The organism is Massilia sp. (assembly GCF_046293535.1).
Classification (GTDB): domain Bacteria; phylum Pseudomonadota; class Gammaproteobacteria; order Burkholderiales; family Burkholderiaceae_D; genus Telluria.
The window spans coordinates 1-15229 of the sequence record NZ_JBKBOV010000068.1; the positions used below are offsets into that span (position 1 = coordinate 1).

The 15229-nt window shown below is 64.3% G+C and carries 13 protein-coding genes; 3 read left to right on the top strand and 10 right to left on the bottom strand.

Annotation, left to right across the window (positions count from 1 at the left end):
- Positions 1 to 272 precede the first annotated feature (272 nt).
- From ACK4S9_RS22405 to ACK4S9_RS22420, 4 genes are all read right to left on the bottom strand, one after another.
- On the bottom strand, positions 273 to 1955 hold the full coding sequence (locus ACK4S9_RS22405) for a long-chain-fatty-acid--CoA ligase (RefSeq protein ID WP_409730030.1): 1683 nt from the start codon (positions 1953 to 1955) through the stop codon (positions 273 to 275).
- 106 nt (positions 1956 to 2061) lie between these two features.
- On the bottom strand, positions 2062 to 3747 hold the full coding sequence (locus ACK4S9_RS22410) for a long-chain-fatty-acid--CoA ligase (RefSeq protein WP_409730032.1): 1686 nt from the start codon (positions 3745 to 3747) through the stop codon (positions 2062 to 2064).
- Between the two features lie 153 nt (positions 3748 to 3900).
- Positions 3901 to 4989, bottom strand: a complete 1089-nt coding sequence (locus ACK4S9_RS22415) for an aminopeptidase (RefSeq protein ID WP_409730054.1) — start codon at positions 4987 to 4989, stop codon at positions 3901 to 3903.
- A gap of 25 nt (positions 4990 to 5014) precedes the next feature.
- Positions 5015 to 7120: a molybdopterin-dependent oxidoreductase gene (locus ACK4S9_RS22420; RefSeq protein WP_409730034.1), complete on the bottom strand. Its 2106-nt coding sequence runs from the start codon at positions 7118 to 7120 to the stop codon at positions 5015 to 5017.
- A gap of 148 nt (positions 7121 to 7268) precedes the next feature.
- Between ACK4S9_RS22420 and ACK4S9_RS22425 the strand changes: the two genes are divergently transcribed.
- Complete coding sequence (locus ACK4S9_RS22425; protein ID WP_409730036.1) at positions 7269 to 8462, top strand: M20 aminoacylase family protein; 1194 nt, start codon at positions 7269 to 7271, stop codon at positions 8460 to 8462.
- 108 nt (positions 8463 to 8570) lie between these two features.
- Here the strand turns inward: ACK4S9_RS22425 and ACK4S9_RS22430 are convergent, their stop codons facing one another.
- Both ACK4S9_RS22430 and ACK4S9_RS22435 read right to left on the bottom strand, forming a co-directional pair.
- The gene (locus ACK4S9_RS22430; RefSeq protein ID WP_409730038.1) at positions 8571 to 9464 is read right to left on the bottom strand and encodes an NAD(P)-dependent oxidoreductase; all 894 of its coding nucleotides are present in this window, start codon (positions 9462 to 9464) and stop codon (positions 8571 to 8573) included.
- Entirely contained in the window at positions 9464 to 10162 is a 699-nt protein-coding gene (locus ACK4S9_RS22435; RefSeq protein WP_409730040.1) for a suppressor of fused domain protein, read from the bottom strand. The genes ACK4S9_RS22430 and ACK4S9_RS22435 overlap by 1 nt, the downstream gene beginning before the upstream one ends.
- Positions 10163 to 10303: 141 nt before the next feature.
- On the opposite strand from ACK4S9_RS22435, the gene ACK4S9_RS22440 reads away from it, so the two are divergent.
- Positions 10304 to 10864: an acyloxyacyl hydrolase gene (locus ACK4S9_RS22440; RefSeq protein ID WP_409730042.1), complete on the top strand. Its 561-nt coding sequence runs from the start codon at positions 10304 to 10306 to the stop codon at positions 10862 to 10864.
- A gap of 240 nt (positions 10865 to 11104) precedes the next feature.
- Complete coding sequence (locus ACK4S9_RS22445) at positions 11105 to 12541, top strand: DHA2 family efflux MFS transporter permease subunit (protein WP_409730044.1); 1437 nt, start codon at positions 11105 to 11107, stop codon at positions 12539 to 12541.
- 17 nt (positions 12542 to 12558) lie between these two features.
- On the opposite strand, the gene ACK4S9_RS22450 is transcribed toward ACK4S9_RS22445, so the two are convergent.
- From ACK4S9_RS22450 to ACK4S9_RS22465, 4 genes are all read right to left on the bottom strand, one after another.
- The gene (locus ACK4S9_RS22450) at positions 12559 to 12843 is read right to left on the bottom strand and encodes a hypothetical protein (protein WP_409730046.1); all 285 of its coding nucleotides are present in this window, start codon (positions 12841 to 12843) and stop codon (positions 12559 to 12561) included.
- Positions 12844 to 12895: 52 nt separating this feature from the next.
- Positions 12896 to 13399 (bottom strand): hypothetical protein, encoded by a 504-nt coding sequence (locus ACK4S9_RS22455; protein ID WP_409730048.1) that lies wholly within the window; start codon positions 13397 to 13399, stop codon positions 12896 to 12898.
- A 99-nt stretch (positions 13400 to 13498) separates the two neighbouring features.
- Complete coding sequence (locus tag ACK4S9_RS22460) at positions 13499 to 13804, bottom strand: hypothetical protein (RefSeq protein WP_409730050.1); 306 nt, start codon at positions 13802 to 13804, stop codon at positions 13499 to 13501.
- Positions 13805 to 13930: 126 nt separating this feature from the next.
- Positions 13931 to 15091 (bottom strand): retropepsin-like aspartic protease, encoded by a 1161-nt coding sequence (locus ACK4S9_RS22465; protein WP_409730052.1) that lies wholly within the window; start codon positions 15089 to 15091, stop codon positions 13931 to 13933.
- Between the last annotated feature and the right edge of the window lie 138 nt (positions 15092 to 15229).

Below are 15229 nucleotides of genomic sequence, written 5' to 3' on the forward strand. Positions count from 1 at the left end.
TGCGGGCCGCTATCGCAGGCCAGGATATTTCACCCAAAATTGGGTTCCCGCCTACGCGGGAACGACGATTTCCGGCTAGATGAAATTATCCCGGACAGCAGTGGGCGAAGGCCGGAACCCAATCCTGTTGCGGGCCGCTATCGCGGGCCACGATATTTCACCCAAAATTGGGTTCCCGCCTACGCGGGAACGACGATCTTCGGCTAGATGAAATTATCCCGGACAGCAGTGGGCGCAGGCCGGGACCCAAGTTTGGCTTGCGCAGTCTTAGCTCACGCCGAGGTCTTCTCGTCGCGCAGTTCGCGCCGCAGGATCTTGCCCACGTTGGTCTTCGGCAGCGTCTCGCGGAACTCCACGTACTTGGGACGCTTGTAGCCCGTGAACTGCTCCTTGCAGAAGGCCATCACCTGCTCGCTGGTGAGGGACGCATCCTTCTTGACGATGTACAGCTTGACCGCCTCGCCCGAATTCTTGTCCGGCACGCCCACGCAGGCCACTTCCAGCACGCCCGGCATCGCCGCGACCACGCCTTCGATCTCGTTCGGGTACACGTTGAAGCCCGAGACCAGGATCATGTCCTTCTTGCGGTCGACGATGCGGGTGTAACCCTGCTCGTCCATGATGCCGACGTCGCCGGTCTTGAAGAAGCCATCCGGGGTCATGACCTTGGCGGTCTCGTCGTCGCGCTGCCAGTAGCCGGCCATCACCTGCGGGCCGCGCACCGCGATCTCGCCGGCGGTGCCAAACGGGACTTCATTGCCGGCTTCGTCCAGGATGCGGATCTCGGTCGAGGGCAGCGGCAGGCCGATGGTGCCGGTGAAGTCGCTGATGTCGCAGCGGTTCGCGGTGACCACCGGCGAGGTCTCGGACAGGCCGTAGCCTTCGACGATGGGGATGCCGGTGATGGAGAGCCACTTGTCCGCGACGGCTTTTTGCACCGCCATGCCGCCGCCCGGGCACACCAGGAGACCCGAGAAGTCGAGCTTGGCGAATTCAGGGTTGTTCACCAGGCCGTTGTACAGCGTGTTCACGGCCGGGAAGATGTTGATGCGGTAGCCGCCCAGCTCCTTGATGAAGCCCGGGATGTCGCGCGGGTTCGGAATGAGCAGGTTCATGCCGCCCACCCGCAGGCCCAGCAGGGCGCACACGGTCAGCGCATAGATGTGGTACAGCGGCAGCGCGCACACGAACTGCGCCTGCTCGCCGGCCTTCATCTTGCCCAGGGTCGGGGCGAACCAGGCTTCGTTCTGCAGCACGTTGGCGATCACGTGCTTGTGCAGCAGCACGGCGCCTTTCGATACGCCGGTGGTGCCGCCGGTGTACTGCAGGAAGGCGATGTCGTCGTGGCCGGTGGCGACCGGACGCAGGGTCGCGCCCTGGGCCTGCGCGAGCATGCGCTTGAAGCCGATCGACCCGGGCAGCGACCAGGCCGGCACCATCTTCTTGACCTTCCGGACCACCAGGTTGACCAGCGTGCCCTTCAGGCCGCCCAGCAGGTCGCCCATGCTGGCCACGACCACGTGCTTGACCTGGGTGTTGCCAATCACCTGCTCCAGCGTGTGTGCGAAGTTCTCCAGCACCACGATGGCCTCGGCGCCCGAGTCGCTCAGCTGGTGCTGCAGCTCGCGCGGGGTGTAGAGCGGATTGACGTTGACGATCACGTAGCCGGCGCGCAGTACGGCGGCCATCGCCACCGGGTACTGCAGCACGTTCGGCAGCATGATGGCCACGCGCGCGCCCGGTTGCAGGCCGCGGCCCTGCAGCCAGGCCGCCATGCGGCCGGACAGGCGGTCCAGTTCGGCGAAGCTGAGCGTCTTGCCCATGCACGCATAGGCCGGGCGGTCGGCGTACTTGCGGAACGCCTCCTCCAGCAGATGCGTCAGGGAGCGGTACTGCGTGGGGTCGATCTGCGCAGGTACCCCGCTCTCATACGACTTGAGCCAAAACTTGTCCATCCGTGCCTCACCTTCTGTATCTGATGCTGTCCATTAAAACGCGAAGCCGCCCGGGATACGGGCGGCTTCCACGGGCCGGCATGGTACGCCGGCCGTCACGCTGCCGTCAGGCGGTTTCCGCCTGCTTCTTCTCGTCCCGCAATGCGCGGCGCAGGATCTTGCCGACGTTGGTCTTCGGCAGCTCGTCGCGGAACTCGATGTACTTCGGTTTCTTGTAGCCGGTGAACTGCTGCTTGCAGTAGTCCATCAGCTGCTCGGCGGTCAGGTTCGGGTCCTTGCGCACCACGAACACCTTCACCGCTTCGCCGGAATGCTCGTCCGGCACGCCGATCACGGCGCATTCCAGCACGCCCGGATGGCCGGCGATCACGCCTTCCAGCTCGTTCGGGTAGACGTTGAAGCCCGAGACCAGGATCATGTCCTTCTTGCGGTCGACGATCTTCACGTAGCCGTCCGCGTCCATGATGCCGACGTCGCCCGACTTGAAGAAGCCGTCCGGCGTCATGACCTTGGCGGTTTCGTCCGGGCGGTTCCAGTAGCCCGCCATCACCTGCGGGCCGCGGATCGCGATCTCGCCGATCTGGCCGACGCCCATCGGCTTGCCTTCGTCGTCCAGGATCGCGATGTCCGTGGACGGGATCGGCAGGCCGATGGTGCCGGTGAATTCCTTCACGTCGGCGCGGTTGCAGGTGGCCACCGGCGCGGTCTCCGACAGGCCGTAGCCTTCGATGATCGCGGTGCCCGTGATCTGCTTCCACTTGTCGTTGACGGCCTTCTGCACCGCCATGCCGCCGCCGTTCGACACCTTCAGGCCCGAGAAGTCCACGCTCGTGATGTCCGGGTGGTTCACCAGGGCGTTGTACAGCGTGTTCACGGCCGGCAGCATGTTGATCTTGTACTTGCCGAGCTCCTTGATGAAGCCCGGGATGTCGCGCGGGTTCACGATCAGGATGTTCAGCGCGCCGGTGCGCATGCCCCACATCGCGCAGGCCGTCAGCGCGAAGATGTGGTACAGCGGCAGCGCGCAGACGATCACGGTCTGCTCGCTCGACTGGCCCATCGCCGGCGCCGACCAGGCTTCGGTCTGCAGCACGTTGGCGATCACGTTGCGGTGCGTCAGCGTCGCGCCTTTCGACACGCCGGTGGTGCCGCCGGTGTACTGCAGGAAGGCGATGTCCGAGGACTTCAGCTCGACCTTCGAGAACGGCATCTTCGCGCCCTGCGACAGCGCCTCCTTGAAGCGCACCATGTTCGGCAGCGAGTACTCCGGCACCATCTTCTTGATGTTGCGGACCACGAAGTTAACCAGCATCCCCTTGGCGCCGCCCAGCATCTCGCCCATGCTCGCCACGACCACGTGCTTGAGCGGGGTCTTGCCCATCACCTGCTGCACCGTGTTCGCGAAGTTCTCGAGCACGATGATCGCCTCGCTGCCCGAATCCTTGATCTGGTGCTCGAGCTCGCGCGGCGTGTACAGCGGGTTGACGTTGACCACGGTGTAGCCGGCGCGCAGCACGGCCGCGATCGCGATCGGGTACTGCAGCACGTTCGGCATCATGATCGCCACCCGCGCGCCGCGCTCCATGCCGCGGCTCTGAAGCCAGCCCGCCAGCTTCTTCGAATAGGCATCCAGCTCGCCGTAGGTGAGGAACTTGTCCATGCACACGTACGCGTTGCGGTCGGCGTACTTGCTGAAGGATTCCTCCAGCATGTGCACCAGCGACGCGTACTGGTCAGGGTTGATCTCGCTTGGTACGTTCGGGGGGTACGACTTCAGCCAAATTTTGTCCATCGGATGCCCTTTTGTCTCGAATAGTTATCGTGGTGGTCCGAGCGTGCGCAGTCCAGGATTGCGCCTTTGCTATCGCCTGTTTGTGATGCTATCGGGCAGCGCCAATGCGCGCAAGTTCTTTTAAGTCGATTGGAACGGGTCCTCTATATGCGTTTATTTCCCCGTACTGGCGACCTCGCCCATGGTGCGCTGCACCACGAGCGGCGCGGTCGGGGCCGGCGCCGCCAGCCTGGCCAGCACGCGGTGGCGCTCGGTCTTGTCGAGCTTGGCGATCCGGTTGACCGACTTGTAGAAGGCGGTCCAGCTGCGCTCCTTGCGCAGCAGCGCGCGGAAGGCCGGCACGAAGTCGTTGTAGGTGGCGATCGAGGCCAGGTGGGCGTTCGACAGCGGCTCGGCGAAGAAGCGGTCGTAGCCCGCGTAGCCGCCCCAGTTCGCCTTCAGCACCTGGTAGTCGTCCTTCAGCGCCATGAACAACCTGGCCTTGGTGGCGCGCTTCTCGTCGCGGCTCATGTCGCTGGCATAAGTGTTCTCCAGCTCGCCGCGGTAGCGCACCAGCAGCGCCATGAAATCCTTCTTGCGCACCGTATAGCGCTCGAAGGACTCCACCATGGCCTGGTTGCCGAAGCGTTCCAGCCAGCCCTCGACGCCGGCCTGTTCGACCGCGCTGGCGAAGGACTCGTTGAACTTCGAATCGCCCGGCACGTACACCACCTGGTGCGCCAGTTCATGGAAGATCAGGCGCGCCAGCTCGGCATCGGGGTAGTGGATGAAAGTCGAGATCAGGGGATCGCTGAACCAGCCCAGGGTCGAATAAGCGCTGACGCCGCCCACTTCCACGTCGTGGCCCTGGCTGCGCAGCTGTTTCGCGTAGGCCTGGGCTTCCTGCTTGCTGTAGTAGCCGCGGTAGTTCACGCAGCCGGCCACCGGGAAGCACCACTGCAGGGGCTTGAGCGACAGTTCCGGCGTGGCGACCACGTTCCACAGCACGTAGGGGCGCTTGATGTTGGTGAAGTTGGTGTAGCTGCCGTTGTCGGGCAGCTTCATTTCCTGGATCGCGTAGCGGCGGATCTGGCGCGCCGCTTCCAGGCGGTGGCGCAGCTTGGTATTGGTGGAAGGATCGGCCAGCCAGGCATCGATCGAACGGGAATCCGTCAGCAGTTCGAGCTGGCCTTGCGCGGCCTGGGTGTAGTAGGAAAGGGATGTACAGCTTGACAACATCATGGCCGCGGCGGCGGCGGCCATGAATGGCCGGAAGGCCCGGGAAAATCTAGTGGTGGATTTCATCTCGCGTTGAGGGCGCGGCCATTTCGACCTGCACCAGGGTGTCGTAGAAAGTGGGCGCCCTGCCCATGTCGGTCAGTCGCTGGCTGGTCACTTCATTGGCGTTCTTGCCGTCGCTGGCGAGTTTCTTCCACCAGATCGACAAGCCCACCACCAGCCCTTCGCGCGCCTTGTCGGTGACGCGTGCACGGGCAACGAACGAGCCGCGGTCGTTGAAGATACGCGCCATGTCACCGTGAAGGATGCCGCGTCGTGCGGCGTCGTTCGGGTGGATGTCGAGGTGCGGCTCACCCTCAGTTGCGCGTAGGCTCTGTACATTGACAAAGGTCGAGTTGAGGAAGTTCCTTGCCGGAGGAGAGATCATCGCCAGCGGGTACTTCCTGGCAAGCTCCGGATTGGAGGCGGGGGATTCGTACGGCGGAATATAGGCCGGGACCGGGTCGAGCCCGTCGCGCGCCATGCTGCTTGAGTAGAATTCGCACTTGCCCGACGGGGTCGGGAAGCCGCCTTCGGCGAAGGGCGCTTCCGGCATGGCGAGTTTTTGCCAGCCCTTGCGCTTGAGCGCGTCCCAGTCGAAGTGCACCGCGCGCTCGTGGCGCTTATCGAAAGCCTGGGCGGCCAGTTCGTCGTCGGTCTCCTGGAAACAGGGGTCGTCGAAGCCCATGCGCGCGGCCAGCAGGCGGAAGAACTCGGTGTTCGGTTTGGCTTCGCCGATCGGCGCAATGGCCGCGTTGTTCGCCATCATGTACAGGTGGCCGTAGGCCAGGTGCGCATCGACGTGCTCGAGCTGGGTAGTGGCCGGCAGCAGGATGTCGGCATAGTCCGCACTGTCGGTCTGGAAGTGTTCCAGCACCACGGTGAACAGGTCTTCGCGTTCGAAGCCCTGTTGTACCTTCGCGGAATCCGGGGCGATCGCCAGCGGGTTGGCGTTGTAGACGACCACGGCTTCGATCTTCGGGCCGAATTCGGGCGAGGCCTCCTTGAGCAGGTCGTCGCCGATGGTGGTCATGTTGATGGTGCGCGGCATGCGGCCCCCCAAGAGGTCCGGGCGCTGCAGGAAGGGGCGGTTGGCCGGGAAGGAACCCGAGGTCGACAGCTGCACCCCGCCCGCCTTGTGGCGCCAGGCGCCGACAAGTGCCGGCAGGCAGGCGATATTGCGCACCGCCATGCCGCCGCCGCGCACGCGCTGCAGGCCGTAGTTCATGCGGATCGCCGCGCCCTCGCCGCTCTTCGCGGTCTGGCCGTACAGGCGCGCCAGTTCGACCACCTCACCGGCCGTGATGCCGCAGGTCTCGGCGGTGCGCTCCGGCGTCCATTCCAGCGCGCGCTGTTTCAGCTCTTCGTAGCCCAGCGTGTACTTCGCCACGTAGTCGTGGTCGACCAGGTCTTCGGCGATCAGGACGTGCATCATGCCCAGCGCCAGCGCGGCGTCCGTGCCGGGCAACAGGGCAATGTGCTGGTGGCACTTCTCGGCCGTCAGCGAGCGGTAGGGGTCGATGGCGACCAGCCTGGCGCCGCGGCGCTTGGCTTCCTGCACGCGCATCCAGAGGTGCAGGTTGGAGGCGATCGGGTTGCCGCCCCAGATCAGGATCAGCCTGGCATCCTGGAAGTGCTCGATGTCGGTGCCGATCGAGCCGCCGATGGTGTACTTGTAGCCGGTGGCGCCGGCGGTGGCGCAGATGGTGCGGTCCAGCTGCGAGGCCCCGAGCTTGTTGAAGAAGCGTAAGGACATCGAATCGCCCTGGACCAGTCCCATGGTCCCGGCATAGCTGTAGGGGAGAATGGCTTGCGGGTCGCGCGCGGCGATTTCCTGGAAACGCGTCGCGATCTCGTCGATCGCTTCGCTCCAGGTGATGCGCTCGAATTTTCCTTCGCCCTTGCGGCCGACGCGGCGCATCGGGTACAGCACGCGGTCCGGGTGGTAGGTGCGCTCGACGTAGCGCGACACCTTGGTGCACAGCACGCCCGCGGTGGTCGGGTGCTCCGGATCGCCCTTCACGTCAAGCGCCACGCCATCGTCGACGGTGACGAGGATGGCGCAGGTATCGGGGCAATCGTGGGGGCAGGCGGCGCGGACTTGTGTAACTGGCATGGAGTGGAATCGACGGAAAATACTTCGTGAAACCAATACTTTATACGATCTTGGTGAGGTCCGTCCCCTCCTCTTTCACTGCTTGTTTGAGGCAGGCTACAATGGTTCAAGGCATGCAATGCAAGCATGACAAAAAACGGAGGGACAGATGAAACTCGTTGAACCAATCCTGGCCTATCTGCCGGAACTTCAGGAAATTCGGCGCGACCTGCATGCGCACCCGGAACTGTGCTACGAAGAGCAGCGCACCGCCGACGTGGTGGCGGCCAAGCTGACGGAATGGGGCATCCCGATCGTGCGCGGCCTGGGCGTGACCGGCGTGGTGGGCATCGTGAAGAACGGCACGTCGAATCGCGCGATCGGCCTGCGCGCCGACATGGATGCGCTGCCCATGCAAGAGATCAATGGCTTCGCCCACGCCTCGCGCCATCCAGGCAAGATGCACGCCTGTGGCCACGATGGCCACACCGCCATGCTGCTCGGCGCCGCCCAGCACCTGGCGCGGCACCGCAACTTCGACGGCACCGTCTACCTGATCTTCCAGCCGGCCGAGGAAGGCGGCGGCGGCGCGCGCCGCATGATGGACGAGGGATTGTTCGAACAATTCCCGATGGACGCGGTGTACGGCATGCACAACTGGCCGGGCATCCCGGAAGGGCACTTCGGCGTGGTGTCCGGGCCGATGATGGCTTCCAGTAACGAATTCCGCGTGACCGTGCGCGGCAAGGGCGCCCATGCGGCGCAGCCGCACCGCGGCATCGATCCGGTGATGGTGGCGGTGCAGATCGCCCAGGCCTGGCAGACCATCGTGTCGCGCGAAAAGAACCCGCTGGAATCGGCGGTGCTGTCGATCACCCAGATCCACGCGGGCAGCGCCACCAACGTGATTCCCGACGAAGCGGAACTGGTGGGCACCGTGCGCACCTTCTCGACCGGCGTGCTGGACCTGATCCAGCGTCGCATGGAAGAGATCGCGACCGGTGTTGCCGCGGCCTTCCATGCCTCGGTCGACTTCGGCTTCAAGCGCAATTACCCGCCGCTGATCAACCATCCGGAGCAGACGGCCTTCGCGGTCGAGGCGATGCGGGCCGTGGTGGGGGCGGATCGCGTGGATACGCAGGTCGAGCCGACCATGGGGGCGGAAGACTTTGCCTTCATGCTGCAGGAGAAGCCGGGGTGCTATGTGTTTCTCGGCAATGGCGACGGGGCGCACCGCGCAGGCGGGCATGGGCTGGGGCCGTGCCAGCTGCATAACACCAGTTATGACTTCAATGACAATTTGCTGCCGATCGGGGCGAGTTATTGGGTGAGATTGGTGGAGATGAGCCTGCCGAAGGCTTGATTTTCGTAGGGTGGGCGGCTATGCCGCCCACGCGTTCAAATCACGGTGATGCTGCCTGCTCGGCTGTTCTACTGCTGGTTGACCGCGTGGGCAAGGAACTTGCCCACCCTACGGGAGCTGGTCTTTCAAGCTGCCCAGCCGTAGGCCAGGATTCATCTGCTCCAGCGCCAGCAAGGCCGCCGCATGATCCGCCGTCGGCAAGGCCTCTTCGATCGTCTCGTACTGCCGCGTCACCAGCTCCGTCACCGGCAGCGTCAACCCGGCCGCCGCCGCCGCCGCCAGCACGTTCCGTAAATCCTTCAGCTGGCTCTTGACCTGCCCGCCCGGCACGAAATTCCGCTCCAGCATGCGCTGCCCGTGCACCTCGAGGATCCGGCTGCCCGCAAACCCGCCGCCGATCGCCTCGCGCACCGCCGCGGGATCGGCCCCGGCCGCCTGCGCCAGCAGCAGCGCCTCGGCCACGACGTTCAGCGTGGCGCCGACGATCAGCTGGTTGCACAGCTTGGCCACCTGCCCGCTGCCCACCGGTCCCACACGCCGAGGCGTGCCCATCGCCTCGAGAATATTGACCACTTGGTCAACATCCGCCGGCTCGCCACCGGCCATGATGGCCAAGGTTCCCGCTTCGGCGCCGCCGACGCCGCCCGACACCGGCGCATCGACGAAGCGGCAGCCCTGCGCCATCAGGCGCGCATGGAAGGCGAGCGCTTCGTCACGGCGGGTCGAGCTCATATCGATCCACAGCATGCCCGGCGTGAGCGCGGGCAAGGCGGCGTCGATCACCTCGCCTACCACCGGGCCCGCCTCGAGCATGGAAATGACCACCTGCGCGCCACGCACCGCCTCGCCCAGGTCCGCCATGGCTTGCGCCCCGCTGCCGCGCAGCGCCTCGGCCTTGGCGAATGTCCGGTTCCAAGCGCGCACCGGGTAGCCGGCCCGGGCCAGGCGGAGCGCCATCGGCCTTCCCATCAGGCCGATCCCGAGGAAGGCGATGCTTGTCATCAGAACAGTCCGAGGAACTTCTTGACGGTGTTCTTGCGGCCCGGGACGACCAGGTCGGTCACGCCCTTGTCGTTGAAACCGTCCAGCAGCGCCGGGAAGCCCTTGCGCTTGACCAGGTTCATTTCCGCCTGGTACAGCGGCACCACGCAGTGGAAATAGATGTCCTTGCCGTCGCGCTCGAGCGCCGCGAAGGCGTCCGGCGCCGAGGCCGGCGGCAGCAGGATGGCGCCGGTGAATTCGACGCCCTTGGCGTAGGGCTTGGCCGGTGCGCCGTTCGGCACCGTGTGGCCGAGGCCGAGCCAGGTCGCGTGCTGGTGCGGATAGTGGGCCAGATGGCGCAGCAGCGCCACCGGCCAGTACCAGCGCTCGTCGCGCACCGACGCTTCGTCGAGCTTCCAGTCCGCGGGCAATGCCATCATCAGTTCGCCGAAGGGCGGCGCGCCTTCCGGCACCGTCATGGGGCGGCTGCTCATGCCGGAGGTGACCAGGCGCAGGAAGGGTATGCGCTCGTTGGCCGGCACCACATGGATGTCGACCTGCACCGGGTCGGCGATGGTATCGTGGAAGACGGTGTCGATCCGGCCGAGGTGGACGGCAATGTGCTCCGCTACCGGATCATGCGGCAAGACGGTGGGCGCCACCTGCTGCTGGGTCGGCGCGGCAAGCGGATACAGGGGGGTGCTGGTCGGTTCGGTCATGCGACAGTAGAAAAAGATGTGCGTTCTGCGGGGCGTCTATCATACCCGCGCAACAGCGCAAGGTGGCGGACAGCGCCAATTTGTTCTCGCTAGTACAATAATGCATTGCACAATATTTCATCGCTGCCAAGAAAGAAGAACATGCCTACTGCGAAAAACTTTGCCGGCATTGCCGTCACCCTCGCGCTTGCTGTCGGCGCCGGAGCAGCCCACGCCCAGGCTCTCGGCGGCTGGGCCGACTCGGCGTCGATCGAGTTCGGCACCAATCCCCAGCAGCGCATGCTGCGCGTGGCCGTCCAGAACGACTGGGACCAGCGCTGGTTCGCCCGCAACGGCTACCACCTGTCGGGCTACTGGGAAACCAACCTGGCGCTGTGGCGCCTGCGCGCCTACCAGAATGTGCCGGGCCGAACCAAGAACATCGCCGTGGTCGGCTTCACCCCGGTATTGCGCTACCAGAGCGACAGCAAGCTCGGCCTGTATGGCGAGATCGGCATCGGCGTGAACCTGTTCTCCACGCTGTACAAGAACGAAGACAAGGAACTGTCCACCGCCTTCCAGTTCGGCGACCACATCGGCGTGGGCTACACCACCGCCAAATGGGATTTCGGCCTGAGGTACCAGCATTACTCGAACGCCAGCATCAAGAGTCCGAACGGGGGCGCAAACTGGATCGTCGCCAAGGCGGCCTACCGGTTCTAAGAACCTATTCCAGTAGGAAGGAGGAAGCTGGCGGCGATGCATGGCAAGCGCGGGCAAGGCGCGAGGAGGCCGCATGGCTAGCCATGCAACGACGAGCAACGCCGCCCCCGCTTGTCAGGCGCGCCGAAAGCGACTCATTTCCTACTGGGATAGGTTCTAAGTGTGGCGTGGCAGGGTCGCGATCTATGACACAATCGGGCCGAGGCGGGCCGCCCGGCCTGCCGGTTTCACGAGGCCCGCTTGACTGATCCGAGCACCATCAAACGCTATCTGCCGTGGCTCGTCGCGACCGCCCTGTTCATGGAGCAGCTCGACGCCACCGTCGTCAATACCGCCATCCCGAGCATCGCGGCCAGCCTGCAGGTCACGCCGCTGAGCCTGAAGTCGGTGGTTACCAGCTACATCCTTGGCCTGGCGGTCGGGATCCCGCTCAGCGGCTGGATGGCGGACCGCTTCGGCACCCGGCGCGTGTTCTTCATCGCCATCTCGATCTTTACCATTGCCTCGATCCTGTGCGGACTGTCCGTCGACGCGAGCATGCTGACGGCCGCGCGCTTGCTGCAGGGCCTGGGCGGCGCAATGATGATGCCGGTCGGCCGCCTGGCCATCGTGCGCACCTTCCCCAAGAGCGAACTGCTGGCGGCGATGAATTTCGTGATCATCCCGGCCCTGATCGGACCGCTGCTGGGCCCGACGGTCGGCGGGCTGATCGTGCACTGGACCTCGTGGCGCGTGATCTTCTTCATCAACGTGCCGGTGGGCCTGGCGGCGCTCTACCTGGTCTGGAAGCACATGCCCGACTACCGTGGCCACGAGAAGCGGCCGCTCGACGTCATCGGCCTGCTCCTGTTCAGCAGCGGCACGGCGATCCTGTCCTGGCTGCTCGAAGTCTTCGGCGAGCACACCCTCGACGCATTCACGGCCGCCCTGCTGCTGGCCCTGTCCCTCGGCCTGCTGGGCACCTATGCCTGGCATGCGCTGCGCATCAAGCATCCGCTGCTGCGCCTGACCCTGTTCAAGGTGCGCACCTTCCGCATCTCGGTGGCGGGCGGCTTCCTCACCCGGCTGGGCGTGGGCGCCCTGCCCTTCCTGCTGCCGCTGCTGTACCAGCTGGGGCTGGGCCTGCCGGCCTGGCAGTCGGGCCTGTTGATGATGCCGGCCGCCGCGGCGGCGATGGGCATGAAGATGTTCGCGCCCAGGCTGCTGGCGCGCTTCGGCTACCGCCAGGTACTGACCGTGAACACGGTGCTCATCGGCCTGACGATCGCGATGTTCACCCTGGTCGGCCCCGGCACGCCCTTCTACGTCATCGTCGCCATCAGCCTGGCCCAGGGCTTCTTCAATTCGCTGCAGTTCTCGAGCATGAACACGCTGGCCTATGCCGACATCGAGCCGCAGGACACCAGCATGGCGAGCACGATGTCGAGCTCCTTCCAGCAGCTGTCGATGAGCTTCGGCCTGGCCGCAGGTTCGATCGTGACCGCCTGGTTCCTGGGACCGGTGGCGCAGGACAACCGGGATCAGGTGGTGCAGGCCCTGCACCACGGATTCGCGACGCTGGCGGTGCTGACGCTGCTGTCATCAAGCGTATTCTGGCGCCTGCGCCGCAACGACGGCGACAGCATCAGCCGCGGCCAGGCCAAGGCCAAGGAAGCGGAGCCGGTTGCCGAGGCCTGAGTGCCGACGGCCGGCCGCTAGCTTGACGAAGCGAGGCGGCCCAGCACCTTCTCGCGGTTGTTCATCACGAAGTTGACGAACACGGGTTCCTTCACCGCCAGCCTGACCAGGCCTGGCAACAAGGGATAACAGAATGTCGCCACCTTGCGCACGCATTCGTCGTCGCGCAGGGCATGCTGCGCGGCCTGGCCGGCGCCGCCTGCCAGCATGGGCATCAACTCCTCGCGCTTCCTGTCGATGATGGTGGAGACCGGTCCGATCAGTTTGTCGGCCAGGCCGTGCTCTACGCTTGCGTCGTTCATGGGCGTTCTCCAGGTTGGGATACCTGAATATTGCCTTAGAGAATGGAAACCCTTATGCGCCGAGGCAGACACCCGTTTTACCGCCATCAAGCGGAACCGTCACGCCCGGCGGCGCGACGTGGTAATACAGCGAGACGATCTTCCAGCCGTCCTCATCTCGATAGAGCTGGATGCTGTTCACGCCCGTGTAGTCGGCCTTCGCGGCCTTGGGATCGCGGCGGGTTTCGACGACGCTGTAAACGGTCGCGAAGCGATCGTATTCCTTTACGTCGCGCACGACTTCGCATTCGTAGAAGCCGTACGGCCGTACCCGGCGCTGGTCGGCAATGAAGTCCGCAGCCTTGATCGACTGAAAGCGCGGCTGGCCGTCGCGGTAGACGCCGCCGGCAACGATCGCTTCCTCGCGGAAGAGCCGCTGCAGCCGGTCCGCGTCGGCCGCGACGCCAGGCGCATGGCTCGAGGCTTGCCACAACTCGGCGACAGCGGCGGCCGGCGTCGCGGCTGCGAAGGTGGACAGGGGCAGGCAGGCAAGGATGGCGGCGAGCAAACGGCGCATGGTGGGTCCTCAGGAATGCAAATCCCGCAGTATAAAGGCCGCGCAAACCAAAAAGCCCGTCGATGGACGACGGGCTTCAGGCTGATCGAGGAAAAACCGTCAATGACGGCCACGGCCCCGGCCGCGTCCCCAGCCGCGGCCATCGTGGTGGCCGCGGCCGTCACGCCAGCCATGGCCGCGGTGGTAACCGTGGCGCGAGCCCCCGTAGTAGCCGAGTCCGAGATTCACTTCAACCGGCGGGCCCACGTAGGTGGAATAGCCGGAATAGCCGGAATAGCCGGAATAGCCGGAATAGCCGGAATAGCCGCCACCGTAATACGGATCGTAGCCGGCGTAGGGCGGTCCATAGACCGCACAACCGCCGAGTCCAGCAGCCAGCAATAGTGCGGCTACGCATCGTTTCAAACCATGTACGCTTCGAGCAGTCATCTGAGCCCCCTAACGGTGAACCTGAGTTCAGTCTAGGTCCACGCAGGCTGGCTTCAAATGGATTTTACGTTTGCTAACCTGCTTTCCCGGCAGCATCCTGCATCAGTTCAGCGCTTGCGGAATCACCTGGACTGAACCGCGTTTGCGAGGCTGCGGCGTGGTGATAGGGGAAAAATAGATGCGCTTCTGCTCCATGGCGACATAGACACGATGGCGATGCAGGAAGTCCGCGCCCAATACCAGTACTTCTCCTTCATGGCTCAGGTCCATCAGGCGCAGATCCAGGTCCTTGACCTCGAGTTGGCCGATCGACATCAGCGGAACCGGAAGCTTCCATACCGGCTTGTCTGCGGCATGTCCGGGCAGAGGCGCCTCGCGCGTCGCGCCAGGCGAGTCCGGCGTCAATCCAAGCCTGACCGCCGCAGCTTTCGGCACGTAGGAATATGGCGTTGCGGTGGACAGCAAGGCGTGAATGGGCTTCCCCCCAATCGTTGCGGTAAAGACGACCCGGGCGTCGCGCTTCCAGGGGTCCCACATGGCGAGGACCGATACCGCCTGCGGATCCCAATAGGCCAAATGCGCCCCGATGCAGCCAGTCGGATTGAAGGACTTCAGGTAGCCGGCGTCGAGAGCGATTTCCAGGTCGTTCTGGAGAAGCATGCCGGCGCCGACGCGTACCCCATAGGTGTCGTCCGTGAAGTTCTCGACCTTGTAGGTGCCGCCTTTCCCCTTGACCGGTCCGATCGAGAAATCCTTGATGTTTGCATGCGAAAAGTCCACGTAAAGGTCAACGTTCGTCGGATTGCGCGCATCTTCAACGTCCAGCTTGCTGGTCGTATGGCGTACCTCGATGCCGAGACGCTCCAGGATTTTCTGGTTGAAAACGAGGGATTCGCCGGCCCCGGTGCTCAGCATGGCAGGAACGATGCTGCCATTGATCGTGGCTTCACCGACCGGGCGCAAGTCGTCCGCGAATCTGAGCGGTATATGTGCCTGTTCGCGCATGTCGCAGCCTGCCGGCAAGGAATTCGCCCATGCCGCTTGCGACATGAAAAGGCCGGCGCAGAGGGCGGTGATGGGGGAAGTCGGGCGCTTGAGGGTCATCGTCTTGTCCTGAATGTTTTGCATGAAATGCAGTATAGGGACTTGGATGAGCATCAAACGGTGCTTGGCGAAAATTACCCTTTCGGGATACAGACGACGAATAAAGGAGAGTTCGGTCGCACAAAGCAAAAAACCCCACTGCTCGGATTCGCATTGCATATCCTCGCCCTGGTGGGGTTTTTATGAACGTAAAAAAGCCCGCTCAGATCACTGAGCGGGCTTTTTCATATAACTAGCCTGACGATAACCTACTTTCACACTGGTTGCAGCACTATCATCGGCGCAAAGTCGTTTCAC

Bases quoted from the DNA above. Each gene is read 5' to 3' on its own strand.
- ACK4S9_RS22450 (WP_409730046.1), bottom strand. From the start codon at position 12,843: ATGAACGACGCAAGCGTAGAGCACGGCCTGGCCGACAAACTGATCGGA.
- ACK4S9_RS22440 (WP_409730042.1), top strand. From the start codon at position 10,304: ATGCCTACTGCGAAAAACTTTGCCGGCATTGCCGTCACCCTCGCGCTT.
- ACK4S9_RS22435 (WP_409730040.1), bottom strand. From the start codon at position 10,162: ATGACCGAACCGACCAGCACCCCCCTGTATCCGCTTGCCGCGCCGACC.
- ACK4S9_RS22430 (WP_409730038.1), bottom strand. From the start codon at position 9,464: ATGACAAGCATCGCCTTCCTCGGGATCGGCCTGATGGGAAGGCCGATG.
- ACK4S9_RS22420 (WP_409730034.1), bottom strand. From the start codon at position 7,120: ATGCCAGTTACACAAGTCCGCGCCGCCTGCCCCCACGATTGCCCCGAT.
- ACK4S9_RS22455 (WP_409730048.1), bottom strand. From the start codon at position 13,399: ATGCGCCGTTTGCTCGCCGCCATCCTTGCCTGCCTGCCCCTGTCCACC.
- ACK4S9_RS22415 (WP_409730054.1), bottom strand. From the start codon at position 4,989: ATGGCCGCCGCCGCCGCGGCCATGATGTTGTCAAGCTGTACATCCCTT.
- ACK4S9_RS22465 (WP_409730052.1), bottom strand. From the start codon at position 15,091: ATGCAATGCGAATCCGAGCAGTGGGGTTTTTTGCTTTGTGCGACCGAA.
- ACK4S9_RS22425 (WP_409730036.1), top strand. From the start codon at position 7,269: ATGAAACTCGTTGAACCAATCCTGGCCTATCTGCCGGAACTTCAGGAA.
- ACK4S9_RS22410 (WP_409730032.1), bottom strand. From the start codon at position 3,747: ATGGACAAAATTTGGCTGAAGTCGTACCCCCCGAACGTACCAAGCGAG.
- ACK4S9_RS22405 (WP_409730030.1), bottom strand. From the start codon at position 1,955: ATGGACAAGTTTTGGCTCAAGTCGTATGAGAGCGGGGTACCTGCGCAG.